This is a genomic window from Leptolyngbya sp. AN02str, from assembly GCF_050565595.1.
Lineage (GTDB): Bacteria > Cyanobacteriota > Cyanobacteriia > Elainellales > Elainellaceae > Kaiparowitsia.
Map to the genome: position 1 here is coordinate 18,542 of NZ_JBNXVR010000038.1, position 25,513 is coordinate 44,054.

The window sequence follows — 25,513 nt, forward strand, 5'->3', positions numbered from 1 at the left end:
CGATCCAGTCACCGGGATTGGTAAGCTAAGGCAGAAGACTTAGACGGCCCATGCTGAACACCACACAGCAGAGCCAAATTTCACACATATCCCTTCAAATATGAGCCCTATCGCATAACGCCGCTGTAGGCCAAATAAAGAGACTCAATCGTGCCACGAAGCACAGCGGAAGCGTGAGCAATATCATCCCGGTTGTGGAAGCTGTCCAATCGCTCTAACACATCTCCGTTGGCAAATAGCAAAACAGTCGGCAAATTTGTCAGCCGATACATGTTGGAGAGTTTTAAGCTTTCGTCGGCATTAATGCTGACAATTTTTACTTGATCGCCCCACTCAGCTTGCAAAGTATCGAGCAACGGGTTGACCAATCGGCACAGGCCGCACCAGGGAGCCCAAAAATTTACAACGACAGGAGCGGAGGATGCCAAAACTTCCTGAGAAAAGTTCCGCTCGTCAACTGTTATTACCATAGTGTTATAAATTGAGTCTTCAAAATTCCTTTGGGATCAATTTACCAGCTTATGCTGCTAGTTGCACGGATTAAAACGGGATGCACCAACCAAAAGAAGATGATAAATCCCCCGACTCCAACGTATGCAGGACGCAAGAACTCCTTTAGCACGAGCGTTTGCTTGCCTTGAGCGATCGCTAAAAACGGTGTAATCGACGTACGAGCCATCACCGCTTCATAGGCATCGCCAAACCGTTTTTTCCAGCGGCGATCGCCATGCCAAACTCCAAATGCGTGATGCAAAATTAATCCCGCAGAGGTAACTAGCATAAACGTTGTGCCTAACCAAAGCGTATGCGCAATGCACCAAATGACTTGACCCACCATTTGAGGATGCCGAGTGATGCGAATAATCCCCGTTTCATAAAGATGAACTTGGGGCTTTTGCACCGCTGCAATTTCCAACAAATTAAAGGTTGCTGGATAGAGAAATAAGAACGAAATGGCCGATAAAATCCAAACCAAGGATTCCATACCGGGCACACCTTGCACATTCCAAAGCCGCAGGCCATCGTAGCGATGGTTGATGAAGTAAATAATGAGTACGGTGGCAAGAGGCAGGCTTACGAGGGCAAACCCCACACGATACAGCCGTGGCCCCACGTATTTTTCACCGATTGGGCGTAGTGCAGCAAGACCGCTATGAGCGATCGCAAACCCAACCAAGAGACCAAACATGATGAAGTGGCTTGCAGTGAGCCATCCGGTTTCCATAGAGGCAGCCAAAGTAATGCGGGATCATGAGTACATACAGGTTCTAGGGTACCCCGAATTTTGTAGAGTCGCCTGGCTTCCATGCTGTTCTTACAGTCTTCGATGACCAATCGTTGACACCTCTCTCCGTTCCCGCTCAGTTCCAACGCTCATCTTCAAAACATAAAGTTGGTTTCCAACGTTTTCAAATTAACCGTTAGCAGTCGCCCCTGATTGGCCTGCCGAGTCGCGACGAGCAACCCATAGGGTTCAAACGGGGCGATCGCCTCAATGGGTTCATCTATCGCAATGCGGCCTCCGATGTCGCCATACTCATCTAGCAGCACAACCTCACCGTGGGTATCGGCCACCACGTAGCCCCAACGAGTCGCGTGGAACAGGGTTGGCACCACGGGCAAACCAATGCGGGTCAGTCGGTATGGCTTCAAATCAATCAACAGCAGCGAACCGGCATCATTCATATCCGCAGCCAGCAGGCGATAGGGAAAAGACGTAGCCACCACCTGCTTCAGCATGAGTGCAGTCGAGAACTGTACCAGTTGTGTTCCTCGACGGGTGTACACATCAATCGCCGTGTTGACGGAACTGTGAGAAGTCGATGCCACATCCGAAAATGCCGCAACATGGCGTGAATCCAGCGCGATCAGGCTGTGTAAACAGCGCTGTGGCAGCGAAATAGATTGCTTTGCCAAGGTAATGGGGAACGGGTGGTGCAGCGGCAGCAGCAGCATGGCACTGTCTTGTTGAGCACTGTCCTGTTGAGCACTGTCCTGTTGAGCAACGTTGGGCTTGCCCACAGCCAACCATCGCCCCGTTGGCTCCACAGTAGCGACCACCGATTGCTGAAACGAGGCTAACGGTTTTGCCCGAACGGCCCCCGCATCGGTACGGTGAATCAGCAGGATGGAATGAGAGGCGATCGCCACACAGCCATGAGGATGAGGCAGTAGTTGCGTTACGGGTTCGGGTAGTTGAATCGTTTCTTGTTGGGGAGGTCTGGATCCTTCGCTGGTAGTGGGGTGGGTGGAAACGGCGATCGTGGAACCAATCGCCTGGTAAAGCGTGACCACATCTGGAAACGGCTGTATCAGCGCCACACGACTTTCACCATCCGCCTCCGCAGGCATGGCCATCATCTGAGTCGGCATGCGATCGAGCGGCATGGCTAGTACAGAACCAATCGGCGTTTTAGGAACGGTGGAGTGGCATTCTAGCAGCGGGGATGAGGTTGAAGCGGAATGGATCCCCAAAGATGCAAGGTCTAAGTCATTCAATTGAGCCGCCTGGTATACGGCATCTCGCATTTCCTCTGCGGTACGAAAGCGACGTGCTGGTAGCTTCTGTAGCGCCCTCAGCAAAACAGAGTGCCATCCAGGCGCAATCTGGGCTGGAAATGACACCACTTGGTTAAGGTGAGCTGACATGAGCTCCTTAGGCGTACCCGAAAACGGGCGATCGCCCGCTAGCATCTCAAACAGCAGCACACCCACCGAGTACAGGTCAGAAACAGCCGAATATTGGCCATAAAACCGTTCGGGAGCCATATAAGCTGGAGACCCCGTGTTTCCCAAACCCGCATAGGGTTCAGTCACTTCTTGGGTCAACCGCGCAATGCCAAAATCTGAAATACAAGCCGTCCACCCATGCTCCTCCACCTTGAGCAAAATGTTTTCCGGCTTAATATCGCAATGCACAATATCCTGCGCATGGGCATGGGCCAACCCCTGCAACACATCGCACACCAGCTTAATGCCATGCGCCATACTCAGCCGCACCTCGTCTTGCATCAGCGTGCGCAAAGTGCCGCCCTCGCAATAGTCCATCACCAAGTGCCGCCCCGTCGCCGTGTGTTCCAGCGTTTGGCACATCACAATATTGGGATGCTCTAGACTCAGCAAAAACCGCAGTTCACGCAAAAACTTATGCGTGGAAAACCGCTCTCGCTCTAGACTTTTGAGTGCGACGATTTGCCCAGTTTGTCGATGAACCGCACAAAACACACGCCCAAACTGACCCTGACCCACCAATCCCAGGAGCCGATAGTTTGAGCGACGAGAGTCTTTGCCATGAAGCGTTAGCACAGAGTTGGCAGTACAACATCAGCAACAATCTTACCGGGCCTTGTTGACGATAGGCAGACCAATTTAACATTTAGCGAACTTTAAAGGTTAGCGAAACAGGCACCGGAATGTATGCCACCGGAATGTGTGCCACCGCAATATCAGGCCAATGCCACCTTCGCCTAGCTGCACAACTGCTGCATGATTGCGTCGTGATCAAGGTTGGTGACCATCGTTTCGGCTGGCTCTAGCCGCTTGGCCAAGCCAATCACAAACTGATTGCAATCTGCCCCCATTGATTCACATGTCGTTTGCAAACAGTGCAGTTCTCGCCCCGTCATTTGGCTAAAGAAGGCAGACAGAATACCCGCTTCTAAATGGCAAGAGGGCTGTCCTGATTGCGGAGCCAACCGCGCGAATGGCGAATTCCACGTCTTCATGACCAAAAAGCCCCGTGGCTGGTAGGTTTGGTCGATGTCGATTTTGCCCCAGCCGTGGGTAATCCAGCATTGCTGCAGCGTTTGCATAAATTCCACCATGGGCATTTCTGAGAGAGACGTGCCGTAGTAGTCGGTAATGGCTTCGGTGAAGCGGCTGTAAAAGTTTTTGCCCCACCACCGTCCGCAATTGAACAACACTAAGCGCGAGGCTTGCCCCGTTTCTTTTTCTAACCCGGAATAGATGCCTTGAATGAGGGTTGAAGGCAGGGCAATGAGGCGATCGCCCTGCCGGTTTTCCAGCACCCCCAATTCCAAATCACCCCGCACATAGGCATCGGTTGCAAAGTAATTGCCGGGAATGCGGTTATTAACTAATAAATCAGCAACAGAAATCATAATGAATCACCACAAGATTCCAGAATGGATAAACCCAACAAATAACCCTTACCAACCGATGGTGGCTGCCGTGAGCGGCTCATCTTCTACATTCATCAGAAGGCGCTGAGCCAAACCAAACATCGGGCGAAATAGGCTCATTTGCTGAGGCGACAGAACTTGAGCGAGCTGTCGTTCCATAATGCGGTAAAGCGTTGCGTCGATCGCATAGGAGTTGTACGCCTGCGCTGTGGTGCTGAGCCAGCCTTCTAACCGTTGGCGCACTAGCTGTTCATCTTCCAGCAACATGCCCAAGGCACAGCTGCGCAGTACCAATATCGAGTTTTTAATGCACCGCTCCAGGTTAGGGAGGCTTTCATTGGGCATTTCGTTGACAAGCTGATCGGCCACGGGCTGCATGATTTCTAACTCTCTGTCACGCAGAGTGCGATAGGTCTCTAGCCGGCTGGGCAATGTGTTGACGTATTGAGTCAGGACGTTGATTTCATCGGGATGGAGATAACGATTTTCGGCCTCGTCAAAGACGGCTTCAATTTGTGGATGCATAAGAGTACCAAGGATGAACGTAATGAAGAGGAAGAACTGACCGATTCCCACCTGACTGGGTGTAAACCCGGCTTAAAACAGGTCAGAAAAGTCCTCTAGGGTAAAAACATCAACCGCATCAACCTGATCAGCCGGGGGAAGCGGTGTCGTTTGGGCGATCGCATCACCCTCCCAATTCATCGCGCCAAAAAATTGGCTGGTGGTCAGCAGTAGGCTCAGGGGTTCATTGGGAACCTCAACCGCTGTTACCCGAATTTCTTGCACATTTGGCGGGATGTCTTCCCAGTTAAATTCGCCAAAGAACTTGCGGGTCGATTGTTGCAACCATGAAGGAGATGGCAAGTTCGCACTTGCTCCGTTTCGGTGCGCCAGCGTCATACTCGTCATCCCAGTCGCTCCCCAGCACGCAACCGCTTTTCAATATCCCGTGCGGTGGCTCCTTCATTCAACCAGAAGGATGCAGCATCAATCCGATCCTGGCCACCCAGCAAAAACTTGCAGTAGGTTTCGCCCATGGAATAGCACTGAATTTCGATACAGCTGAGCTGCTTTTTCACCAATTCGGTAAAGAACCCGGCAAACAACCCGGCGTACAAGAAACATACGGGCTTGCCCACATCTCCCAAGGTGCGTGCTACGGCCGAGTCAAAAATGTTGATGAACATGAAACCCTGCTTGCGATCGCCCATGTCCACTTCCCAACGACCCCAACCCTGAGCGGTAAACGGCCACCACCAGGTTTCCAGCAAAAACATGAGATTGGTTTGCCGCACATTGCGGTCAAATTCCTTTTCAAACCATTTTTCAAAAAAGAATGCGTCTTTTTGGCCCCACTCGCACCCAATGGTGTACATCGTGGCGGCGGCGGCATCTCCCACTTCTTCTTGCAACCCTTCCACCATGCCAATGATGAAGTCTTCTGTGGTGAGAGCGTTGTAGCTTTCGTTCCAGTCAATCAGTGTCCCTTGCTCAGGATCAAACTGAAAGAAATCGCGAAAGCCATAATGGTTGTGCTTTTTAGCGTGCTTGAGCTTGATAGGGTGTTGTATTGCGGTCACCATAGACATCTCTCAGTAAGAGCGAATGATTTAAGGGCTGAACCCTGACTGCAAATGCATCGGGGCTAGCGTCGGGCAGATTCAGCCATTTACTCAGATGGCTAATTGGCGAATCACCCACTCAACAGCCATGAGTCAAATGTTTCAGACCTTTTCAGTGTTCCCATGGCGATAGGAATCTAACCCTACTGTCGCGATCGGACTGTAGAGATTTATGAACTCAATCACTGTACCCGATCTCTGGTGTGTGAGTGGCCGTCTTAAAAACATGACAACTAAAACCCTCACGTATTGTTAAAAAAACGATTTGTTGCGATCGCCTGCAAGCTCACTTTAGGTAGATGAGGCTTGGACTGAAATTCGTCAGAGTGGGAGGTAATGAGTTTGGAAATTTAATAATGGCAATGAATGGCAAGCAAGCAATTAGCAATCTTGAGTATGATTTGCTAACGGTATTGAAGAACAAAGCTGAAGCCATTAAAGGCTACGAAACCTACATTCAAGATGCTCAGCAAGTGGGTTCACAACCTTGTGTTCAGCTGCTAGAAAAGTTGCAGCAAACCGAAATTCAGCAAGCTGAAGAAGTGCGAACTCATCTACAAGAAGTCATGCAGAAGGGCAAAATGTAATCCTGAACGGTTACATCCGTAAAGATAAAGCCTGAATAAAAACAGTCGCTAATCTATCGATCTTTTGTAGATCTACATTGGGTGAATCTACAAAAGATCTTTTTTTGTGCGGATATTTTTTAGGGCGATCGCCAATCTCAACAATGCAATCAATCGCCAAAACCATTTGGTATTAATGGCTTACAGGGTAATTCAGCAAAGCAAAATCTCGTCAAATAACCAATCAATCTATTATCTTGCCGTCTTTTAGAGAATTTGGCTTCGATAACAGATTCCTTTCCAACCAATGGCTTAAGATTAGCAGCTTGAGGAGGTAAAAAACTGTAGAAGTATTTATTCAGTGAAAATATGGATTGAAGAGCAGCCTGAACCATTTTTCGCGACTCAAACGCACTCTTATTTTTTTGGCGATAATTCACAATCGAGCTCAACATTAAACCCAACATTAACCATAGATGGAGGGTCGAAAAGTTCAGTAAGTGCAAATCAACGAGTTCTCAGAAACCTAGAACGTTATTTTTAAGCGACCTCGGCAGCAAACCTTACCAAGCATTTAATTCCCCAGTAAATTAACTTGAAAGCAGCCACCCTCACCTATAAAAAAACTCGTTTACCGATCGACACAATGATGAAGCGATTTACTTGAAATAGATCAATAAATTGAGACCTGGAATGGTTCGAGATAAAGTCCACAAAAATAGCGAGACGTAGAGCAATCCCAACGTCCATTGATACCAAACGATCGCATTGATCAACCCCGGCAATGCCTCATCGCGCAGGCGAACATCATTAAAGCCAAATCGCAACATATTGTTAAGGCTGAAGTCGATATAGTTGAGCCAGTTCCAGCGACGATCCCACAATAAGGGGCTAAAGCGTTCTCGAAAAAAAGGATATCGAGGAATATTGGGCAAACGGCCAATTAAGATGCGGAGCTGGCGTGTGCTGCCATCTTCGACAAGGTAGCTGGTATCCATTTGGTCGTGATAGCGCCCCTGTCGATAAATGATGATCGTTAGCACGAGCGGAAATGGGACAAAAATGATGATGCCGCATAGCAAGCTGAGCCACGGAAATTCGCCACTGCGAAAAATAGCGGATAAGCCTAGCAGCATGAGCAGGCCGTTGGTGGCTAGCATCCACGTGGTTTCTTGGGCGGTTGGGGCAATTGGTTGAGGCGTTTGTCGACGAAGGCGGTCAAGCAGCCAAAACAGCAGCGCATAAAAGGCGATCGCCACCATTCCCAGGCCAAATACCAAGTTGGTATTTGTGCCAAAGGCCGTCAGCAGCAACAAAATCAGTAGTTCCAAACCGTTGAGCGCACTCAACATCTGGTCTAACAAGGCCCGTGGCTGAGCCGCAACAAGGCGATCGCGCACCTTAACATAGGTACTCAAATCAATGTCATCCAATTTCAACAAATCGTTGGTATTGCGAAAAGGCTGTTCTTGGCGCAGAGTGGCGATCGCCGCAATTTGCTGATCCGACAAGCCCACTCGCCTAAGCTGAGCTGGCGATGCTGTATTGATATTCAACCCCGTGAGCCGTTGCCAAAGCTGACTCAGCCGCAATTTTTGCATCAGGTACTCCGTCTGGTTGGCATCGGCAATCTGCTCCTGTAAGCGAAAGTTTCGAACAATGTTGCGCAACAGCGTTTCATTGCCTTGCAAGGTTGGTACCGAAATATGGCGGCCAATCTCGCCCGGTGAGCCCATAATCCTGGCATCATCTGGGTTAAATTGCAGCCCCACCACATTCAAGTAAGCGTTGGCACCAAATATGACATCGCCAAAGTCTGCTTCTTGCTGAAGGGTTGCCCCCCGCAAATTGATTGGCTGGATAAATTGCGCCTCTCGAAACGTTACGTTTTGATGAAAGGTGGCTTCTGCCAAAAACAACGATTTGCCAAATTTGCTGCGATCAAAATCCGCCAAGGACTGCCACTCTGTTTGGGCAAAGTCGGCATTGCCCAACCAAACAACGCGGGTTAGATTCGCGGGCTGCTCAAACAGGGCCTTACTGAAATTGGCGGTATCCTGAAATTCGCTACTTTGAAACGTGACCGTATCGCGAAAGCGAGCTTGATTAAAGCTTGTGCGCTTAAAAAAGATGGTGCTGCGAAAGCGAGCCGTATGGCGAAATAGGGCACCTGCAAACGAGACTGTACTGCCAAAACGGGCCTCTGACCAATCGACCGCCTGGGCAAAATCGGCCCCTTGAGCCGTCAGCGCATTCAGAAAAAAGGTGTTGTTGAAGTTGGTGGAGTTTTCAAAACGGGTTTGGTTGAGCCGCAGCGGGCCACGCAAGACGCTAATTTGCAACGTCGGTAGTTGGGCTTGCATCACGAGCGATCGCGACAGCTGGCTGAGTTGGGCAATGCGACGGCGATCGCGCAGCAGTTGGGTTTGTTCGGCTGCAGTAAAGTTGGCAGGCAAGGATTCGCCATACAGCGGCACCCGCAGGCCAATTTCCCGCATATCAAACTCACCCAGAATTTGCGAAAAGCTGAAATCCAACCCCAACGGTATGGATGAACGCAATAGGCGATCGCGCACTAGCGGATAAAATGCATCGCGCAAGGTAGCATTCTCGGGACGCAAATCGATAATGAGGCGGCGCAAATCAATGGTGGCAACTCCTTCAATCGGCACTGGAGTTTTTAGGCGCGATTGCAACAGCTCCAGCGTTAGAGGCACTCGGTCAGGTTGGGCGATCGCCCCCCACGCCCCTTGGGGCCACGCCAGCCATACTACCAGCAGCACAGCCACCAGCATTCCCACCCATCTTCCGACCCATCTAGATGCCCACACGAACCCGCCCAACTTCCTATGCCCTGCCACACGCCGCGTCCTACATCGTCAGAGCAATCTTACCGAACACGCCACCCTGCTCCAGCAGTTGATGCGCTGCCGCCGCCTCGGCCAACGGAAAGGTTTTTCCCACATGAATGGTTAGGGTTCCTCGATCAAACCGCTGGGCGCATTCGTACAAAATGGCCGCCTGTGCCTCCTGAGCCGCCGCCAGCCCCTTCAACATCGGCGTTAACATCAGCTCAAAGCTCACCCGCAAGTTTTTGTCGCGGGCAGTCTTCCAATCCGTTGCCGGGTCCGCCGCCAAGATCGTCACCACATCGCCATACACTCTCGTCGCTGCAATGCATTGGGATAAAACTGGCCCGCCAACCGTATCAAATGCCAAATTGACCCCTGCGCCATCGGTCCAGTTCAGCACCGCTTGTACCGGATCTGTTTCGGGATAGACAATCACATGGTCGGCCCCCAATCTGCGGACAAATTCCGCTTTTTCGGGCGAACTGACTGTCGTGCAAACCTGGGCTCCCGCCTGTTTAGCTAGCTGAATGGCCACATGGCCCACGCCACCCGCTCCCGCCTGAATCAGCACCGATTGGCCTGCCTGCAATCGCCCCCGATCCATCAGCGCTTCCCACGCCGTAATCAGCACCAGAGGAGCTGCCGCTGCCGCTTCGAAGCTGAGAGCACCGGGCTTGCGAGTCACAAACCGCTCATCCACGGTGGCAAATTCCGCATAGGTTCCTGGGTGCCCGCCCAAACCACCATTACAAAAGTACACGGCATCACCAATATGGAACTGACGCACCTTTGGCCCTACCGCTTCGACAACGCCAGCACCATCACAGCCCAAAATGGCAGGCATCGCATCGGGAAAGAACGTGCCACGCTGCCGCAGTTTGGTATCAATGGGGTTGACTCCAGCCGCATGCAGCCGAATCAGCAGTTCGGTGTCACGTTGGAGGGGAGGTTCGGGGCGATCGCCCAGCTGCAGCACTGAGGGATCACCAGGAGCCGTCATCAAAATTGCTTTCATGGGGAAGAGTGGACGTTCAACAGAACGGAATGAATCAATCTGTGCAAATCATACAAAAAAGGAGCATGGGGTCATGCTCCTTTCTCAAACTCACGAGAAAACGGGAAGGTAGGCGATCGCTCTATCCCGCCAAACAAATCTAGCGATCAACCGAACCCATGATGATGTCAATGCTACCGAGAATAGCCACAATATCCGCAACCTTGACCCCTTTGATAATGTGGGGGAAGATTTGCAGGTTATTGAAATCGGCTGCTCGAATCTTAAATCGACCTGGGAAGACATTGTCTTCACCAATCACATAAATTCCCAACTCGCCCTTACCAGACTCCAAACGCACATAGTTTTCGCCTTTGGGAATCTTGAAGGTTGGCGGAATTTTCTTGCTAATGAACTGGTAGTCCGGGCCATTCCATTCTGACTTAGGGCCACTGTTCATCCGTTGTGCTTCCAGGTTTTCGTAGGGGCCACCTGGCAGAGCCTTCAGCGCTTGACGAATAATCTTGACCGACTCGCGCATTTCGCGCATCCGCACCAGATATCGCGCAAAGCAGTCACCCGCGGTTTCCCACTGCACATCCCAATCAAGCTCGTCATAGCATTCGTAGTGGTCAACCTTGCGCAGATCCCACTTCACCCCCGAAGCCCGAAGCATGGGGCCAGACAAGCTCCAGTTAATGGCTTGATCCCGCGTGATGGTTCCCATCCCCTCGGTACGACGGCGGAAGATGGGGTTGTTGGTAATGAGCTTTTCATACTCATCCACTTTGGGGAGGAAATAGTCACAAAAATCTTCGCACTTATCGATCCAGCCGTAGGGTAGGTCAGCTGCGACACCGCCAACGCGCCAGTAGTTGTTGTTGACCATGCGGTAGCCTGTTGCCGCTTCCCACAGATCATAGATAAGCTCGCGCTCGCGAAAGATGTAGAAGAAAGGAGTTTGAGCGCCCACGTCGGCCAAGAAGGGGCCAAGCCACAAGAGGTGGTTCGCAATGCGGTTTAGCTCCAGCATGATGACGCGAATGTAGCTGGCACGCTTGGGCACGGGAACCCCGGCCAGTTGCTCAACCGCGTTGACCACAACGGCTTCATTGAACATGCCGGCGGCGTAGTCCCAACGGCTTACGTAAGGCACATACTGCACAATGGTGCGGTTTTCGGCAATTTTTTCCATGCCGCGATGCAAATAGCCAATGACGGGCTCACAGTCGACGACATCCTCACCGTCCAGGGTTACGATGAGGCGCAACACACCGTGCATCGAGGGATGGTGCGGCCCCATGTTGATAACCATGGGTTCGGTTTTGGTTTCGATCATTGGCATAGGGGAATGGACCTCCTGGTGGGATGGGAGCAACTACCCGATATGCGCACACACCGATGCGGACTGAGGTAGCGCGTTACATTCTTCATAAATTATGAAGGATCTTTGTCGTTTTAGGAACGCTAATTTGAATTGGCGATTGCACGCTGTAACGTCGATACCACGGGCACAGCAGCGAATTATTCGAGGCTTTATCATCTATTTGTGTTTGTAATAGATGCGATAGGGCTTGCATGGGGAAACAAAAGCACAGCGGCGCGATCGCTCCTGACACTGATCGACCTTGACATTGATCGACCCGGAAGCTACTTAGCGATTTAATTGTCAAACCTGGCCTGCTTTTTGTTTCGTGCGTCGAGCGGTGGCTGCGTACTGGCCTTGAATATTGACCGCATAGGGAACCAGATAGGTGATCCCCGCAGATAACCAGCGATCGCGCGTCATCTTTCCTTGAAACACCGCAGCCCCGTGGTTGATCACCAGCAGCAGCGAGCCAACCATGAGCGCCACCCGAATTGCAGCCCGACTCATTGCTGGATCACACAATGCCAAAACATATCCTCGAATCGCTGGAACCATAACCTTCCAAATTAGGCGCAGAACACAAAACCTGAACGTTGCATCAAGTCGAAAAAAATTCTAAATCGACGCAGACAACTCTCTTCGCGATCGCTCCATTCCTCAGCGGTGAAAGGACGCGATCGCAAAATTTTCACGAATTATTTTAGGATGATTTAATTTTTCAAACTATTACAGATTGAACATTCCATTTTTGACGTAAGTGCTAGTAAAACAGCGAACAATGACGCTCTGCTCAATAAATTTTGATGACCTAAATAAAGTCTAAAGAAGTAGCCAGTAGAACTAGTCAATCTGGAGCGATCGCTTTACAGTGACTTCAGACGCGAGCCTTTTGAGCAGCAACGATCATCCTTTTTGGGTGTTTTTTGGAGTAGTTCAATTGATAGTCCTCACCGAAACCAGTGAATTCCATTTCACTAAATAAAATCATTCATTCATTGAGTTACAGCACGTGAATACCAACACCAGTAAGGGATGTATGGTGTTAAATCTGCATGATTCATTTCCCAAAATCAGCACGAGATCTATATCGATAGTTAGGGCATTGTGCCAAGGTTGCACTTTTAGAATGACAACAACTTGCGATTGACCCGCTTTATCATTCATTCCCTGTCATGTATACGTGCGATCGGGTGTGAATCTTCAGCAGCAGACCTTATCAGCAAACTGACGCTTCATTGATTTTCAGCAAAGGGCATAAACATCATGGTTGCTTCCCCAGAAAAACAAGTGGTCACAACAAAACCCCTAACGGATCAAGAGTTGCATGACATTCATGCCTTTTGGCGAGCCTGCAACTATTTGGCCGTTGGCATGATCTATTTGCGCGACAACCCACTGCTGCGCGAACCCCTGCGAGCCGAGCATGTGAAACATCGGTTGCTCGGACACTGGGGCTCTAGCCCAGGCCTTAGTTTTATCTACACCCACCTCAACCGCATCATCAAAAAATACAACCAAAGCATGGTGTATATTGCCGGGCCGGGGCACGGTGCCCCCGGAGTTTTAGGTCCGGTGTACCTGGAAGGCACCTATTCTGAGGTGTACCCCGACAAAAGCGAAGACGCTGACGGCCTGCGCAAATTCTTTAAGCAGTTCTCATTTCCCGGTGGTATTGGCAGCCACTGCACCCCCGAAACTCCCGGCTCGATTCACGAGGGGGGCGAACTGGGTTACAGCCTATCTCATGCGTATGGCGTAGCCTTCGACAACCCTGATGTGATTGTGGCGGCGGTCGTCGGTGATGGTGAAGCCGAAACTGGAGCCCTAGCAACTGCGTGGCACTCCAACAAGTTTTTGAATCCGGCACGGGATGGGGCAGTGTTGCCAATTTTGCACCTGAATGGATACAAGATTGCAAACCCCACAATTTTGGCTCGCATTAGCCACGAGGAGCTGGAAAGCCTGTTTCGGGGTTATGGCTACAAGCCCTATTTTGTGGAAGGGGCTGATCCCGACTATATGCATCAGGCGATGGCAGCCACCCTGGATACGGTCATGGCCGAAATTAAGGAAATTCAGGAGGAGGCTCGTCGCTCTGGCCGGAGCTATCGCCCCCTATGGCCCATGATTGTGCTGCGATCGCCCAAAGGCTGGACTGGCCCAGATTATGTAGATGGCCACAAAACAGAAGGATTTTGGCGATCGCACCAAGTCCCCCTCTCCAACATCAACAACAACCCCAATCACCTCAAAATGTTGGAAGACTGGATGCGCAGCTACCGCCCCGAAGAACTCTTCGATGAGAACGGCAGCTTGCGCCCCGAACTAAAAGCCCTTGCCCCCCAAGGCGACCTACGCATGGGAGCCAACCCCATCACCAACGGTGGCCTCGTCCGCAAAGAGCTCCGCATGCCCGACTTCAAAACCTACGCCGTCGAAGTCAACAAACCCGGCTCTAGCGAAATTGAAAACACCGTTCCTCTGGGCAACTTTTTGCGCGACATCATGCGCAACAACATGCAAAACTTCCGCATGTTTGGCCCCGACGAAACCGCCTCCAATCGCCTCCAAGCCGTTTACCAGGCTTCTAAAAAAACCTGGATGGCCGACATGCTGCCCGAAGACCTGGATGGCAGCGAACTCTCAATCGATGGCCGCGTTATGGAAATGCTGAGCGAGCATACCCTTCTGGGATGGATGGAAGGCTACCTATTGTCAGGACGGCATGGCTTCTTCCACACCTACGAAGCCTTTGCCCACGTCATTGATTCCATGTTTAATCAGCACGCCAAATGGCTAGACATTTCCAAAAACGAAGTTCCCTGGCGGGCTCCGGTTTCTTCGTGGAATGTGCTGTTGTCCTCGACGGTGTGGCGACAAGACCATAACGGCTTCTCTCATCAAGATCCCGGCTTTGTTGACGTGGTGCTCAACAAAAATCCCAGTGTGGTTCGCGTCTACTTCCCGCCCGACGCCAACTGTTTGCTGTCGGTAGTCGATCACTGCTTGCGCAGCACAGATTACACCAATGTCATCGTGTCGGATAAGCAGAAGCACCTGCAATACCTCAGCATGGATGAGGCGATCCAGCATTGCACCAAAGGCTTGGGCATTTGGGGATGGGCTTCGAATGATGACTGCGGGGTCGAGCCCGATGAGCCGGATGTGGTGATGGCTTGCTGTGGCGACATTCCCACCAAGGAAGCCCTGGCTGCGACTGCCATTCTGCGCGAGGAGTTTCCATTCCTCAAGGTGCGGTTCATTAACGTTGTGGACTTACTCACCCTCATGCCCGATACGGAGCATCCCCATGGGCTATCGAACCGAGAGTTCGATACCCTGTTTACTCCCGACAAACCCATCATCTTCAACTTCCACGGATATCCCTATTTGATCCACAAGCTGGCTTATCGCCGTACCAATCAGGAGCGGCTCCACGTACGGGGCTATACCGAAAAGGGGAACATCAATACTCCGCTGGAGTTGGCAATCAGCAACAAGATCGATCGCTTTAACTTAGTGATTGATGTGATCGATCGGGTGCCGAAGTTGGGCTCGGCAGGGGCACATGTGCGAGAGCGGATGAAAAACGCCATCATTGACAACTGCAACTACGCCTACGAACACGGCACCGATCGCGACGATATGACTCATTGGAAGTGGCCGTACTAAGGCATGTTCCGCAAGCGTAGTTAGTGGCTATCTCTAACTACGCTTGATCGGCTTGGGGACTCTGGGGATCTGTGGGGATCTATTGAGGATCTGTGAGGATTTGTGAAATGCGTCATGGCAACCCTGAACGCGATCGCCCCTTCACGTTCTCCAGAGTGCATCCAGCTTTTACCATCATTTTTTGTAAAGAACGAACTAGGACACCCTCGTGAAAGTTGCTGTATTTAGTGCAAAGCGGTATGACCGCCATTCGCTGTTGACCGTAAACAAAAGCTATGGCCATGAGCTCAAGTTTTTGGAAGCTCGCCTAACGCACCAAACGGCAGAACTTGCAGACGGATTTCCAGCCGTGTGTTTGTTTATTAACGATCAGGCTGATCGCAAAGTGCTGCATCAACTATCCGATGTGGGAACGAAAGTGATTGCCCTGCGGTGCGCGGGTTACAACAATGTGGATTTGCATGCAGCAGCCGAACTAGGTCTAACAGTGGTGCGGGTTCCAGCCTATTCGCCCTATGCAGTGGCCGAGCATGCGGTTGGGCTTGTGCTCATGCTCAATCGCAAACTCTATCGGGCCTACAACCGCGTCCGCGAAGATAACTTTTCGCTGGATGGGCTTTTGGGATTTGACCTGCACAAAACGACGGTGGGTGTGGTTGGCACCGGCAAAATTGGCCAATGTTTTGCTCAAATTATGCGCGGCTTTGGATGTCATTTGCTGGGCTACGACCTTTACCCCAACCCAGAGAGCGAGGCTCTGGGAGTGAACTATGTTGAGCTTGATGATTTGTTCGCCCAGTCCGACATTATTTCGCTGCACTGTCCGCTGTTACCCTCTACGCACCATATTGTGAATGAAGCGGCGATCGCCAAAATGAAACCTGGCGTCATGCTGATTAACACCAGTCGAGGTGGCTTGGTCGATACGAGGGCCGTGATTGAAGGAATTAAATCGGGACAGATTGGCTACTTTGGCACCGATGTCTACGAAGAAGAAGCCGATCTCTTCTTTGAAGACTGGTCAGATCAGGTCATTAAAGACGACACATTTCAACTGCTGCAGTCGTTCTCAAATGTGGTAATTACTGCGCATCAGGCCTTTTTCACCCAGAATGCACTAGAGGCGATCGCCCACACCACCCTCAGCAACCTCGCCGATTTTGAATTGGGCCGCCCCATCAAAAACCAAGTGACCCCGTAACCTCAGCTAAGGCTTGGCATTGACTAAAGTTCAGCGGCTGAGGTTCAGCAACTGCGCATCAGCGACTAATGAGGATGTCTGAGCATCAAAAAATCGCGCTCATCCCCCAGCCCCTTCTCCCAAATTTGGGAGAAGGGGAGCTGCAAGCCCTTTCCCCTCGCCCAAATTTGGAAGAGGAGAACACAAGAGGTGAGGGCAATCCACGAAGCTTTGGGCACTTTTTAAACGTCCTCTAAGGTTCAGCTCAGGCGAAAGCGCCATCATGTTGGGTATCGAACTCGTCCCAGGAGTTGGGTATTGTTCTAGATCGGTGGATGGTTGTAGAAGCAAGCTCCGACTGCCTTTACAACAACCATCCACATCTAACGCTGTTTGAGGAGTCGCTGAGGAGTCGCTTCTGCCTTTCAGTCCGACGACGCCCAATGCGAGAATAGCACCAGCAAAGTTCAACAGCCCCAGCGTCACTTTTGCCAATTCCCAAGCCCTGCTCCCCCCAGTGCGTCAAGAATCTACCCACAAAAGGGGATTTTTTTATGCTTAATGCATACAAAAAACTCAGCACTTTCGGCTAGCCTTAAGGCAACAAACTTAAAGCCATACAGAACTGTTTATAAGGAGTTATTTCTATCCATGGATGCAAAACAACTTTGGGAACGGTATCAGGACTGGCTGTACTTTCACAGCGGCCTCAACCTTTACCTCGATATCAGCCGGATGCGGTTTGGCCGCGATCTGGTCGATGCCCTGCTTCCCAAATTTGACCAGGCATTCAAAGCGATGGATGAACTGGAAAAAGGGGCGATCGCCAATCCAGACGAGGAGCGCATGGTGGGTCACTATTGGCTGCGCGATCCCCAGTTAGCACCCAACCCAGATATTCGCCGCGAAATTTTGGATGGATTGGAGCAAATTGAAACATTTGTAGGGCAAGTCCATTCTGGCGAAATAAAACCGCCCGATGCACCCAAGTTTACCGATGTGCTGTCGGTCGGAATTGGGGGATCGGCCTTGGGGCCTCAGTTTGTGGCCGAGGCTCTTGCCCCCCAACAAGCCCCCATGCAGATTCACTTTATCGACAATACCGACCCCGCTGGCATTGGCCGCATTCTGAACAGTTTGAGCGATCGCCTCAACTCTACCCTGGTTCTCATTACCAGCAAATCGGGCGGCACTCCCGAAACCCGCAACGGCATGCTCGAAGTCAAGCACGCTTTTGAGCAAAAGGGGCTCAACTTTGCACAGCACGCTGTCGCCATCACCATGACTGGCAGCAAAATGTCACAACTAGCAAAAACCGAGCAATGGCTGGCTGAGTTCCCCATGTTTGACTGGGTGGGAGGCCGCACCTCTGAGCTATCTGCCGTTGGGCTGCTGCCCGCCGCGCTACAGGGTATCGATATTCGCGGCATGCTGGCCGGAGCAAAAGAAATGGACGCTGCCACCCGCATTTCCAGCCTGCAACAAAATCCAGCCGCGCTGTTGGCCTTATGCTGGTACGCCAGCGGCAACGGCAGCGGCGAAAAAGACATGGTGATCTTGCCCTATAAAGATAGTCTGCTGCTATTTAGCCGTTACTTGCAGCAACTCATCATGGAATCGTTGGGCAAAGAGATGGATCTGGATGGCAACACCGTAAACCAAGGGATCGCCGTTTACGGCAACAAAGGCTCTACCGACCAGCACGCCTATGTCCAACAGTTGCGCGAAGGGGTTCCCAACTTTTTTGCCACGTTTATTGAGGTCTTGGAAGACAAGCCGGGCGGCGCTGGCGATGCGCTAGAGGTAGAGCCAGGAGTAACCAGCGGTGACTACCTTTCGGGCTTGCTGCAAGGAACTCGCAAGGCTCTTTACGAGAATCACCGCGATTCCATCACCATTACCATTCCTCGGGTGAACCCGCGCATGGTTGGGGCGCTGATTGCGCTGTATGAGCGGGCTGTGGGCCTTTATGCATCGCTCGTGAATATCAATGCCTACCATCAGCCTGGGGTGGAAGCAGGCAAAAAAGCCGCTGCATCGGTGCTGTCTTTGCAGCAGCAAATTGTGCAAGCCCTCAAAGCTGCCAGTCAACCGCTCTCGGTCTCGGAGTTGGCACAACAGGCCCAAGCCCCCAATGATGTGGAGTCGGTGTACCTGATCGTGCGCCATCTGGAGGCAAATCAGCGTGGGATCAAGCTGGAGGGCGATCGCGCCAAGCCAGCTTCTCTTAAGGTCTCGCTGCAATAACGCAATACTCGGGGTAGGGCGATCGCCCTACCCTACTTCTGGTCAACTTCTCGTGTGTACTTACACGAGAAGTTGATCCATTTTCAAACTCTACAATGTGAGTTAAGAGCATCCCACGTTACATCCCGTATTCTTGGGTTGATGAGACTCTGCAACCAGAAAAAACCATTTTCAGAGCTAGTTTGAATTCACCCTAGGGTGATGCTCTAGACATATGAAACACAAACACACCCGATGAGCAATATCCGCAATGGCTACCCTAATTTTGATCCGCCATGGACAAAGCCTTTGGAATGCAGAAAATAAGTTTACTGGATGGGTAGACGTACCCCTTAGTGAACGTGGCCGTGCAGAAGCCACGATCGCATCGACAAAACTGAGGCATTACCGGGTGGATGTTTGCTTCACCAGCATGCTCATTCGAGCAATTGAAACGGCGATCGTTGTGTTAACCGAATGTGATGAGATTTGTGGAGGGAAAATTCCCATCATTCAGCATGAACCCGATGATGCCAATTGGCACGGGTGGGATCGCTACGAGGGCAACGGTTCTCAAGAATTACCCATTTACCCTACAGCAGCGCTCGACGAACGCTACTACGGACAACTGCAAGGACTCGACAAGCAAAAAACAGCAGAAGCGTACGGTGCAGAACAAATTCATCTCTGGCGGCGATCGTTTTATGTGCGGCCACCCGGTGGCGAAAGCTTAGAAGATACTCAAAAGCGGGTGCTGCCTTACTTTAGCGATCGCATCATGACCCACATCAAGCATGGCGACCAGGTATTAGTCTCTGCCCATGGCAATTCCTTGCGCTCCATCATCATGGAACTTGATCAACTCTCCCCCGATGAGGTCACTCAATTAGAGCTAGGCACTGGCATTCCCATCATTTATGAATTTGACTCACAGGGCATCATTCAAAGCAAAACCATCTTGGATCATTAGCAAACGGTTATATTGCGAATTACTTGGCGTGAACGATTTGGTGGGTTTCATTCAAACATCTCAAGTTTGCCAACCTTTCAACCCTAGAACCAACGCTGCAAAAAGCACATTCATTGATAGTTAAAAAATAGCTAGAATTAGTGTTCACCGTGCAAATATTCGACCCGGCCTTTACCCTACAAAGGCAAGCGCAAATTGTGCTTAATCGCCAGCATTCGCATCAAAAACGTACTGGTAACGCACATCAGCATCGCAATGGAGTTATCGGTTTCTAACATGCGCAACAGAACATACACAAACGCCCCCAACAGCGCACACACAGCGTAAAGCTGAGTACGCAGCAAAAAGATTTGGGGGATTTCAGAAAAGAAGACATCTCGAATCACTCCACCAAATGTTGCCGTGATCATGCCCATAATGGGTGCCACGAGCATATGCGTACTGTAAGTAATGGCATGGTAAGTTCCCAAATAGCTAAATAAGCCCAATCCCAATGCATCCAAAACAATAATGAGGCGGCGGGTTCGCTTATCTGCCTGAAACGGAAAGAACAGGGCAAGAATAGCCGTAATGACAACCGTTGCGATGTAGATTGGGTGCTGAGTCCAATACAAGGGATGACGACCTAACAACACATCTCGAAGTGTGCCGCCCCCAAAGGCCGTTACAAATCCGATGACCAAGGCACCAAACAGATCCAAATTGCGTTTTCGAGCTTCGACAATGCCGCTTAGGGCATACACAAAGACGGAAGCCCACTCAACAATGGCCAAAAATATCTCACGCGTCATGACCCAACCAGTGATTTTACAAAACCAGGAGATGGCGACCGCCGAACCTCATTTGCCAATTCATTTTTAACGTCAGTTCGGGTTAAGGGCTTTCCAGCTTATCCTGAATTCACGTTTTTTCAGGATCAAAGGATTGGGGTTGAGCCCATACACCCGAGCACAACGCGATCGGGATGCGTCCCAAAGCTTCGCCCCCAAGGTTCTGCTCAAGAATTTCCGCCCTCTCTCAAAACTGTGAAGCGGTATCGAGCGTTTGTAAAAGTTTGTCCCATAGAGCAAAGCTATCACCAGCACAACAACGTCTGAGGGCTAGACCTATCAATGTATCGACCGCTTTCCAAAAGCAAATCAGAGCCGATTGGAGTCGGCGAACACTTGACTAAAATTTTTAACTCTGTTTATTGTTGAGTCAGATTTAATCGATATTTTCTATACTGAATTTTTCCGGCTCCCGTTCTGCTGATTTAACCAGCAGCAGGCTCATCTAGCCAGTTCCACGTTGTTTTTTTCTGTGGAGCACCGCCAAAGGCACGACAGCATCAGACATCAACCAGACAGCATTCCACCACTCACCAGTCGTGTTGAATGCATCGTCATCGCAAAATTTATGGTGTTACAGACTGTACATCCTCGGATTTTTGCTGATCTTCATGTCGGATGTCTGAGAATTTGATAAGGTTTTCAATTAGTTCGAAAGAACGGCACAACTCCAGAACGGAAATTGGCTGCGAATGTGATTCTACATCCAGCCATCTGCACGGCAGACGGACTGCGAATTGTGAGCTCAGGCACAAATAAAGCCTGAGTGATATTATTGCTGAGAAATTATTGCGGATTGTAAGGGCTACATAGCATGGCACAAGCGCCGATCTCTCCTGTTGTCCTCGTTATTCTAGACGGGTGGGGTTACCGTGAGGATGCCGACGGCAATGCGATCGCCGCCGCCAACACCCCGGTGATGGACAGCCTTTGGGCCGCCTACCCTCGTACTCTCATCGCAACTTCTGGAAAGAATGTCGGTTTGCCAGACGGGCAAATGGGGAACTCCGAGGTTGGCCACTTGAACATTGGCGCGGGACGCGTTGTGCCGCAAGAATTAGTACGCATCTCTGACGCAATTGAAGACGGCACCCTGCTAGGCAACCCTGCTCTGTTGAAAGTTTGTCAGGAAGTGAAACAGACCGATGGCAAGCTGCACTTGGTTGGGCTGTGCTCTGATGGAGGGGTGCACTCTCACCTAAGCCACTTGTTTGGCTTGATTGAGTTGGCCAAAGCCCAAGGCATTACCGATGTCTGTATTCATGCTGTTACCGATGGTCGAGATACCAAGCCCACCGATGGTCTCTCTGCAATTCAACACATTGAAGATTACATTGCCAACGCGGGCTTAGGGCGCATTGTCACGTTGAGCGGACGATACTTTGCCATGGATCGCGATCGCCGCTGGGATCGGGTTCAAAAGGTATATGACCTGATGACCACCCATGGGGATGGAGATGGTCGAACTGCACTGCAAGTGCTCCAAGCATCCTACGAAGCGGGCACCATGGATGAGTTTGTTGAGCCGATTCGCATTGCCCCTGGGGCAGTCGAGGCAGGAGACGGAGTGATCTTCTTCAACTTCCGTCCCGATCGCGCTCGGCAACTCACTCAAGCGTTTGTTGAGCACGATTTTGCTGGGTTTAAGCGCGATCGCATTTCGCCGCTCACCTTTGCGACCTTCACTCAATACGATTCTCAACTGCCTGTTTTAGTAGCATTTGAGCCTCAAAATTTTGACAACATTTTGGGTCAGGTCATTGCCAACGCTGGGTTGAAGCAACTGCGTACTGCCGAAACCGAAAAGTATGCCCATGTGACCTATTTCTTTAATGGCGGCATTGAAGACCCATTTGACGGTGAGGATCGCGAATTGGTGCAAAGTCCCATGGTGCCTACGTACGATCGGGCTCCCGCGATGTCAGCCGATGCGGTAACCAAGGGGGCAATCACCGCGATCGAAAAGGGTATCTACTCACTGATTGTGATCAACTACGCCAACCCCGATATGGTGGGGCATACAGGCCAAATGGAAGCCACAATTACCGCTATTGAGACGGTTGACCGCACGCTTGGCAAGCTGCTCGAAGCCGTCATTAAAGCGGGCGGGACAACGCTCATTACGGCTGACCATGGCAATGCCGAAGTGATGTGCGATGAGCAGGGCAATCCCTGGACAGCTCACACCACCAATCAAGTCCCATTCATTTTGGTGGAAGGTGAAAAACGAAAAATTCCTGGCCATGGCACCGAGGTGAACCTACGCTCCGGCGGCACCCTGGCCGATATTGCCCCTACTATTTTGGAAATTTTGCAGATTCCTCAGCCGATTGAAATGACCGGAAGATCGCTCATTCAACCAATTGAATTTGACGTTCGCTCAAACCGTACACCCGTGCGGGTATCTCTCTAGGCTGTTTCCAATCGGTTTGCAGTTTCCTTAAGTTTCCTTAAGCTTCCTTAAGGGAGTAATCGATCGCGCCTCCTCGCTAGGTTGCTCGCTCAATACGCTCATCTGTCGGTAGAATAGAGCGTATTGACTGCGGCGACGAGGTGTCGTTTGCACATGTTTATTTATTAACCCCATAGCTATGACCATTGTTGCTATTGTTCAAGCGATTTGGACCTTCTGTGCCGTTGGCCTGATTGTGCTGGTTTTGTTGCATAGCCCCAAAGGAGACGGTCTGGGCGGTTTAGGTGGACAGGCTCAACTGTTTACCAGCACCAAAAGTGCAGAAACCACGCTGAATCGTTTGACCTGGGCTTTAACCATCATCTTTTTGGGACTTACGATTGTTTTGAGTGCTGGCTGGCTACAACAAATCTAGCCCCAAGTCTCGCTGCTAATCCGTTCGGTGCTCCACCGTTCGCACTTTGCCCCAAGCCCATCACTGTGCTTCGGGAACCCAAAACTCTAAAGCCCCCACCTTTTCACAATTAGCAAAGGTGGGGGCTTTTCGGTGGTCCGGGGCGGTGCTAGGACGGGTAGTGGATAATCAAGATCGACACCTGTCGAGAGCTACGGGCGATCGCTTCTGAAAAGTTACCCAGCACTGGCAAACCAGGCAAATTCATATCCGAGTCTGCAATGAGTACCAACAAATCATCCTCGGTGATGAGCTGAAGAATGCGAGCGACAAAATTTCCTCGGAGCTGCTGCACTGCAACATCAACCAACGTTTCAGGAATGGTGATGGTGGATGGCGATCGCGACGCGCTAGAGGTCACCTGTACCACTTCTAGCTTGGCTTTAAGCTCGGTTGCCAATGTGTTGGTAATGGTGAGCGTTTCGTTGAAGTGTTTTTGGCCATAGCCTGTATCTGCGATCGCCAGCACGACCCGCCGCGTGGTTTTAATGGGATGGGTAAATCGAGACACGAGCACCGGAATGGGCGATCGCCGCACCACATTATCAATCACACTGCCAAAAAAGTTGTCGCGGTAGTTGGAATGCCCCTTCCATCCACAAATAATGAGGCTGGCGTTGTTTTCCTGGGATGCTCGTAAAATTCCCTTATCGATCGAATCATCCACGCGGCCAATGGTGTTGACATCGGTGACTGCCGCATGGGCAATGCTTTCGGCATTGGCCAACAGCTGGTCTTGGCGAATCTTTTCCTCCACCGAAATCGGCCCAAGTTGGTCAAGCAGCACATGCAGGGGCAGCAGCGTTCCCTGGCTTTGCTTTGCCAGCAAAATTCCGAGCTGAAGCAGATTATCTTCGGTATTGGGGTTGGCAACAGGTACCAAAATTCGGTACTTCGCGGGCTTCGTGCTGACCGTATCGGTATTTGAGGTTTTTGACGCTTTTGTATCGGCCCCAGTCGCTTTTACCTGACGCCCCCAGCGATCGGTCACCCAAGGTGACAGCAAACAGGTCACCAAAATCATCACAATGGTGCCATTCACCGTGAGCTGATCCACAAGCTCAATATTGAACGCGACCGTAATGGCTGCTAGCGTCGAGGCCGCCTGGGCTACCGATAGCCCAAACATGGTCATAATGTTGGCCATGTCGTAGCCAAACAGTTTGCCGGTTCCCCATGCTGGTAGTAGCTTTGCGGCGATCGCCACAATCACCATCACCACCGCCACCAAAAGCGACTGCGGCTCCTGGATTAAAATTCCGGGATTGACCAGCATGCCCACCGAAATGAGAAAAAATGGCACAAACAGCGTATTGCCAATGAACTGAATTCGGTTCATCAACGGACTGAGCTGGGGAATAAGCTGAGTAATGGCAATTCCTGCCAAGAATGCGCCAATGATGGGCTCAATCTCAATTAATCGAGCAACATAGGAGGCCACAAACAGGGTTGCTACCACAAACAAAAACTCGGCCCCTTCGTCATGACCAAATCGACGAAAGAACCAGCGGCCAACTCGCGGCACCCCCCACAACGTTGCAAACGTATACAACACCAGAGAGGGAATTAAAAATAGCCAAAAACCCAGAGTCAGGTCGCCTTGGTGCGCCTTAACCACAACCGCCAACACCAACAGCGCAAAGACATTGGTAATCAGCGTACCCCCCAGCGTTGCCGTGACGACGGGCGATCGCATAATGCCCAACTTACTCACAATCGGCAGCGCCAATAGCGTATGAGAGGCAAAGCACGACGCCACCAAAATAGACGCCAACCAGCCATAGCCCAGCAGCAAAAAGGCAGCTGTTCCCATTGCCATAGGAATAAAAAACGTCGCCATTCCAAACCCGATCGCCTTGTTGGCGTTGTACTTCAGGTCATCCAGGCTAGTTTCCAACCCGGCCATAAACATGAGAAATAGCAGCCCTACCGTCCCTAGCAAGACGATCGTATTGTCGCGCTGCAAAATGCCCAAGCCATTTGGCCCAACCAAAACTCCCGCCAAAATGAGGCCCACAATTCCCGGTAGGCGGAACCGCTCAAAAACCAACGGAGCCACCAACATGATGGCCATAATAATCAGAAATACACCAACCGGGTCGGTAACAGGCCCAGACAAGAATCCCAAAATTGATTGATCGAGAAGTAGCCCTTTCTCAACAATGGCGAACCCACTCATGTTCTGCTTCTCACCTTGCGCCTAGCTCATCATAGGAGGCT

At 51.0% G+C, this 25,513-nt stretch carries 21 protein-coding genes; 7 read left to right on the forward strand and 14 right to left on the reverse strand.

The window, feature by feature from the left end:
- Positions 1-107: 107 nt before the first annotated feature.
- The 7 genes from ACQ4M4_RS22055 to ACQ4M4_RS22085 all read right to left on the reverse strand — a co-directional run bounded on the left by ACQ4M4_RS22055 (position 108) and on the right by ACQ4M4_RS22085 (position 5,728).
- A complete protein-coding gene (locus ACQ4M4_RS22055) occupies positions 108-470 on the reverse strand; it encodes a thioredoxin family protein (protein WP_430686625.1) in 363 nt (120 codons plus the stop codon).
- Positions 471-511: 41 nt separating this feature from the next.
- Entirely contained in the window at positions 512-1,225 is a 714-nt protein-coding gene (locus ACQ4M4_RS22060; RefSeq protein ID WP_430686626.1) for an NnrU family protein, read from the reverse strand.
- Positions 1,226-1,380: 155 nt separating this feature from the next.
- Positions 1,381-3,306, reverse strand: a complete 1,926-nt coding sequence (locus ACQ4M4_RS22065; RefSeq protein WP_430686627.1) for a serine/threonine-protein kinase — start codon at positions 3,304-3,306, stop codon at positions 1,381-1,383.
- A gap of 161 nt (positions 3,307-3,467) precedes the next feature.
- A complete protein-coding gene (locus ACQ4M4_RS22070; protein ID WP_430686628.1) occupies positions 3,468-4,121 on the reverse strand; it encodes a V4R domain-containing protein in 654 nt (217 codons plus the stop codon).
- Between the two features lie 48 nt (positions 4,122-4,169).
- Positions 4,170-4,667, reverse strand: coding sequence for a hypothetical protein (locus tag ACQ4M4_RS22075; protein WP_430686629.1), 498 nt, complete (start codon positions 4,665-4,667; stop codon positions 4,170-4,172).
- Positions 4,668-4,739: 72 nt separating this feature from the next.
- On the reverse strand, positions 4,740-5,054 hold the full coding sequence (locus tag ACQ4M4_RS22080) for a hypothetical protein (RefSeq protein WP_430686630.1): 315 nt from the start codon (positions 5,052-5,054) through the stop codon (positions 4,740-4,742).
- A complete protein-coding gene (locus tag ACQ4M4_RS22085) occupies positions 5,051-5,728 on the reverse strand; it encodes a V4R domain-containing protein (protein WP_430686631.1) in 678 nt (225 codons plus the stop codon). Before ACQ4M4_RS22085 ends, ACQ4M4_RS22080 begins: the two co-directional genes overlap by 4 nt.
- Before the next feature lie 395 nt (positions 5,729-6,123).
- Here ACQ4M4_RS22085 and ACQ4M4_RS22090 point away from each other — a divergent pair, with 395 nt between their 5' ends.
- On the forward strand, positions 6,124-6,354 hold the full coding sequence (locus tag ACQ4M4_RS22090) for a DUF892 family protein (RefSeq protein ID WP_430686632.1): 231 nt from the start codon (positions 6,124-6,126) through the stop codon (positions 6,352-6,354).
- Between the two features lie 149 nt (positions 6,355-6,503).
- Here the strand turns inward: ACQ4M4_RS22090 and ACQ4M4_RS22095 are convergent, their stop codons facing one another.
- From ACQ4M4_RS22095 to nrtS, 5 genes are all read right to left on the reverse strand, one after another.
- Complete coding sequence (locus ACQ4M4_RS22095) at positions 6,504-6,773, reverse strand: hypothetical protein (protein ID WP_430686633.1); 270 nt, start codon at positions 6,771-6,773, stop codon at positions 6,504-6,506.
- Between the two features lie 219 nt (positions 6,774-6,992).
- A complete protein-coding gene (locus tag ACQ4M4_RS22100) occupies positions 6,993-9,164 on the reverse strand; it encodes a pentapeptide repeat-containing protein (RefSeq protein WP_430686634.1) in 2,172 nt (723 codons plus the stop codon).
- 40 nt (positions 9,165-9,204) lie between these two features.
- Positions 9,205-10,200, reverse strand: coding sequence for a zinc-dependent alcohol dehydrogenase family protein (locus ACQ4M4_RS22105; RefSeq protein WP_430686635.1), 996 nt, complete (start codon positions 10,198-10,200; stop codon positions 9,205-9,207).
- A gap of 139 nt (positions 10,201-10,339) precedes the next feature.
- Entirely contained in the window at positions 10,340-11,524 is a 1,185-nt protein-coding gene (locus ACQ4M4_RS22110) for a photosynthetic/respiratory NAD(P)H-quinone oxidoreductase subunit H (RefSeq protein WP_430686636.1), read from the reverse strand.
- A gap of 324 nt (positions 11,525-11,848) precedes the next feature.
- Positions 11,849-12,103 (reverse strand): nitrate/nitrite transporter NrtS, encoded by a 255-nt coding sequence (nrtS, locus tag ACQ4M4_RS22115; RefSeq protein WP_430686637.1) that lies wholly within the window; start codon positions 12,101-12,103, stop codon positions 11,849-11,851.
- A gap of 708 nt (positions 12,104-12,811) precedes the next feature.
- Here nrtS and ACQ4M4_RS22120 point away from each other — a divergent pair.
- From ACQ4M4_RS22120 to ACQ4M4_RS22135, 4 genes are all read left to right on the forward strand, one after another.
- Positions 12,812-15,220 carry a phosphoketolase family protein gene (locus ACQ4M4_RS22120; protein ID WP_430686638.1) on the forward strand — a complete coding sequence of 803 codons (2,409 nt, stop codon included), beginning with the start codon at positions 12,812-12,814 and terminating at the stop codon, positions 15,218-15,220.
- A 208-nt stretch (positions 15,221-15,428) separates the two neighbouring features.
- Positions 15,429-16,421 carry a 2-hydroxyacid dehydrogenase gene (locus ACQ4M4_RS22125; protein WP_430686639.1) on the forward strand — a complete coding sequence of 331 codons (993 nt, stop codon included), beginning with the start codon at positions 15,429-15,431 and terminating at the stop codon, positions 16,419-16,421.
- A gap of 630 nt (positions 16,422-17,051) precedes the next feature.
- Positions 17,052-18,647, forward strand: coding sequence for a glucose-6-phosphate isomerase (locus ACQ4M4_RS22130; protein ID WP_430686640.1), 1,596 nt, complete (start codon positions 17,052-17,054; stop codon positions 18,645-18,647).
- Positions 18,648-18,897: 250 nt separating this feature from the next.
- Positions 18,898-19,596, forward strand: coding sequence for a 2,3-bisphosphoglycerate-dependent phosphoglycerate mutase (locus tag ACQ4M4_RS22135; RefSeq protein WP_430686641.1), 699 nt, complete (start codon positions 18,898-18,900; stop codon positions 19,594-19,596).
- A 176-nt stretch (positions 19,597-19,772) separates the two neighbouring features.
- Here ACQ4M4_RS22135 and ACQ4M4_RS22140 read toward each other — a convergent pair whose 3' ends face one another.
- Positions 19,773-20,387: a trimeric intracellular cation channel family protein gene (locus ACQ4M4_RS22140; RefSeq protein ID WP_430686642.1), complete on the reverse strand. Its 615-nt coding sequence runs from the start codon at positions 20,385-20,387 to the stop codon at positions 19,773-19,775.
- An 853-nt stretch (positions 20,388-21,240) separates the two neighbouring features.
- Between ACQ4M4_RS22140 and gpmI the strand changes: the two genes are divergently transcribed.
- Positions 21,241-22,839, forward strand: a complete 1,599-nt coding sequence (gene gpmI, locus ACQ4M4_RS22145) for a 2,3-bisphosphoglycerate-independent phosphoglycerate mutase (RefSeq protein ID WP_430686643.1) — start codon at positions 21,241-21,243, stop codon at positions 22,837-22,839.
- 178 nt (positions 22,840-23,017) lie between these two features.
- Entirely contained in the window at positions 23,018-23,254 is a 237-nt protein-coding gene (gene secG, locus ACQ4M4_RS22150) for a preprotein translocase subunit SecG (protein ID WP_430686644.1), read from the forward strand.
- A gap of 148 nt (positions 23,255-23,402) precedes the next feature.
- Here the strand turns inward: secG and ACQ4M4_RS22155 are convergent, their stop codons facing one another.
- Positions 23,403-25,472: a cation:proton antiporter gene (locus ACQ4M4_RS22155; RefSeq protein ID WP_430686645.1), complete on the reverse strand. Its 2,070-nt coding sequence runs from the start codon at positions 25,470-25,472 to the stop codon at positions 23,403-23,405.
- Positions 25,473-25,513 lie beyond the last annotated feature (41 nt).

Coding starts and splice junctions, on each gene's coding strand:
- ACQ4M4_RS22105 (WP_430686635.1), bottom strand. CDS start 10,200: ATGAAAGCAATTTTGATGACGGCTCCTGGTGATCCCTCAGTGCTGCAG.
- ACQ4M4_RS22085 (WP_430686631.1), bottom strand. CDS start 5,728: ATGGTGACCGCAATACAACACCCTATCAAGCTCAAGCACGCTAAAAAG.
- nrtS (WP_430686637.1), bottom strand. CDS start 12,103: ATGGTTCCAGCGATTCGAGGATATGTTTTGGCATTGTGTGATCCAGCA.
- gpmI (WP_430686643.1), top strand. CDS start 21,241: ATGGCACAAGCGCCGATCTCTCCTGTTGTCCTCGTTATTCTAGACGGG.
- ACQ4M4_RS22070 (WP_430686628.1), bottom strand. CDS start 4,121: ATGATTTCTGTTGCTGATTTATTAGTTAATAACCGCATTCCCGGCAAT.
- ACQ4M4_RS22075 (WP_430686629.1), bottom strand. CDS start 4,667: ATGCATCCACAAATTGAAGCCGTCTTTGACGAGGCCGAAAATCGTTAT.
- ACQ4M4_RS22055 (WP_430686625.1), bottom strand. CDS start 470: ATGGTAATAACAGTTGACGAGCGGAACTTTTCTCAGGAAGTTTTGGCA.
- ACQ4M4_RS22155 (WP_430686645.1), bottom strand. CDS start 25,472: ATGAGTGGGTTCGCCATTGTTGAGAAAGGGCTACTTCTCGATCAATCA.
- secG (WP_430686644.1), top strand. CDS start 23,018: ATGACCATTGTTGCTATTGTTCAAGCGATTTGGACCTTCTGTGCCGTT.
- ACQ4M4_RS22140 (WP_430686642.1), bottom strand. CDS start 20,387: ATGACGCGTGAGATATTTTTGGCCATTGTTGAGTGGGCTTCCGTCTTT.
- ACQ4M4_RS22130 (WP_430686640.1), top strand. CDS start 17,052: ATGGATGCAAAACAACTTTGGGAACGGTATCAGGACTGGCTGTACTTT.
- ACQ4M4_RS22080 (WP_430686630.1), bottom strand. CDS start 5,054: ATGACGAGTATGACGCTGGCGCACCGAAACGGAGCAAGTGCGAACTTG.
- ACQ4M4_RS22060 (WP_430686626.1), bottom strand. CDS start 1,225: ATGGAAACCGGATGGCTCACTGCAAGCCACTTCATCATGTTTGGTCTC.
- ACQ4M4_RS22135 (WP_430686641.1), top strand. CDS start 18,898: ATGGCTACCCTAATTTTGATCCGCCATGGACAAAGCCTTTGGAATGCA.
- ACQ4M4_RS22120 (WP_430686638.1), top strand. CDS start 12,812: ATGGTTGCTTCCCCAGAAAAACAAGTGGTCACAACAAAACCCCTAACG.
- ACQ4M4_RS22090 (WP_430686632.1), top strand. CDS start 6,124: ATGGCAATGAATGGCAAGCAAGCAATTAGCAATCTTGAGTATGATTTG.
- ACQ4M4_RS22110 (WP_430686636.1), bottom strand. CDS start 11,524: ATGCCAATGATCGAAACCAAAACCGAACCCATGGTTATCAACATGGGG.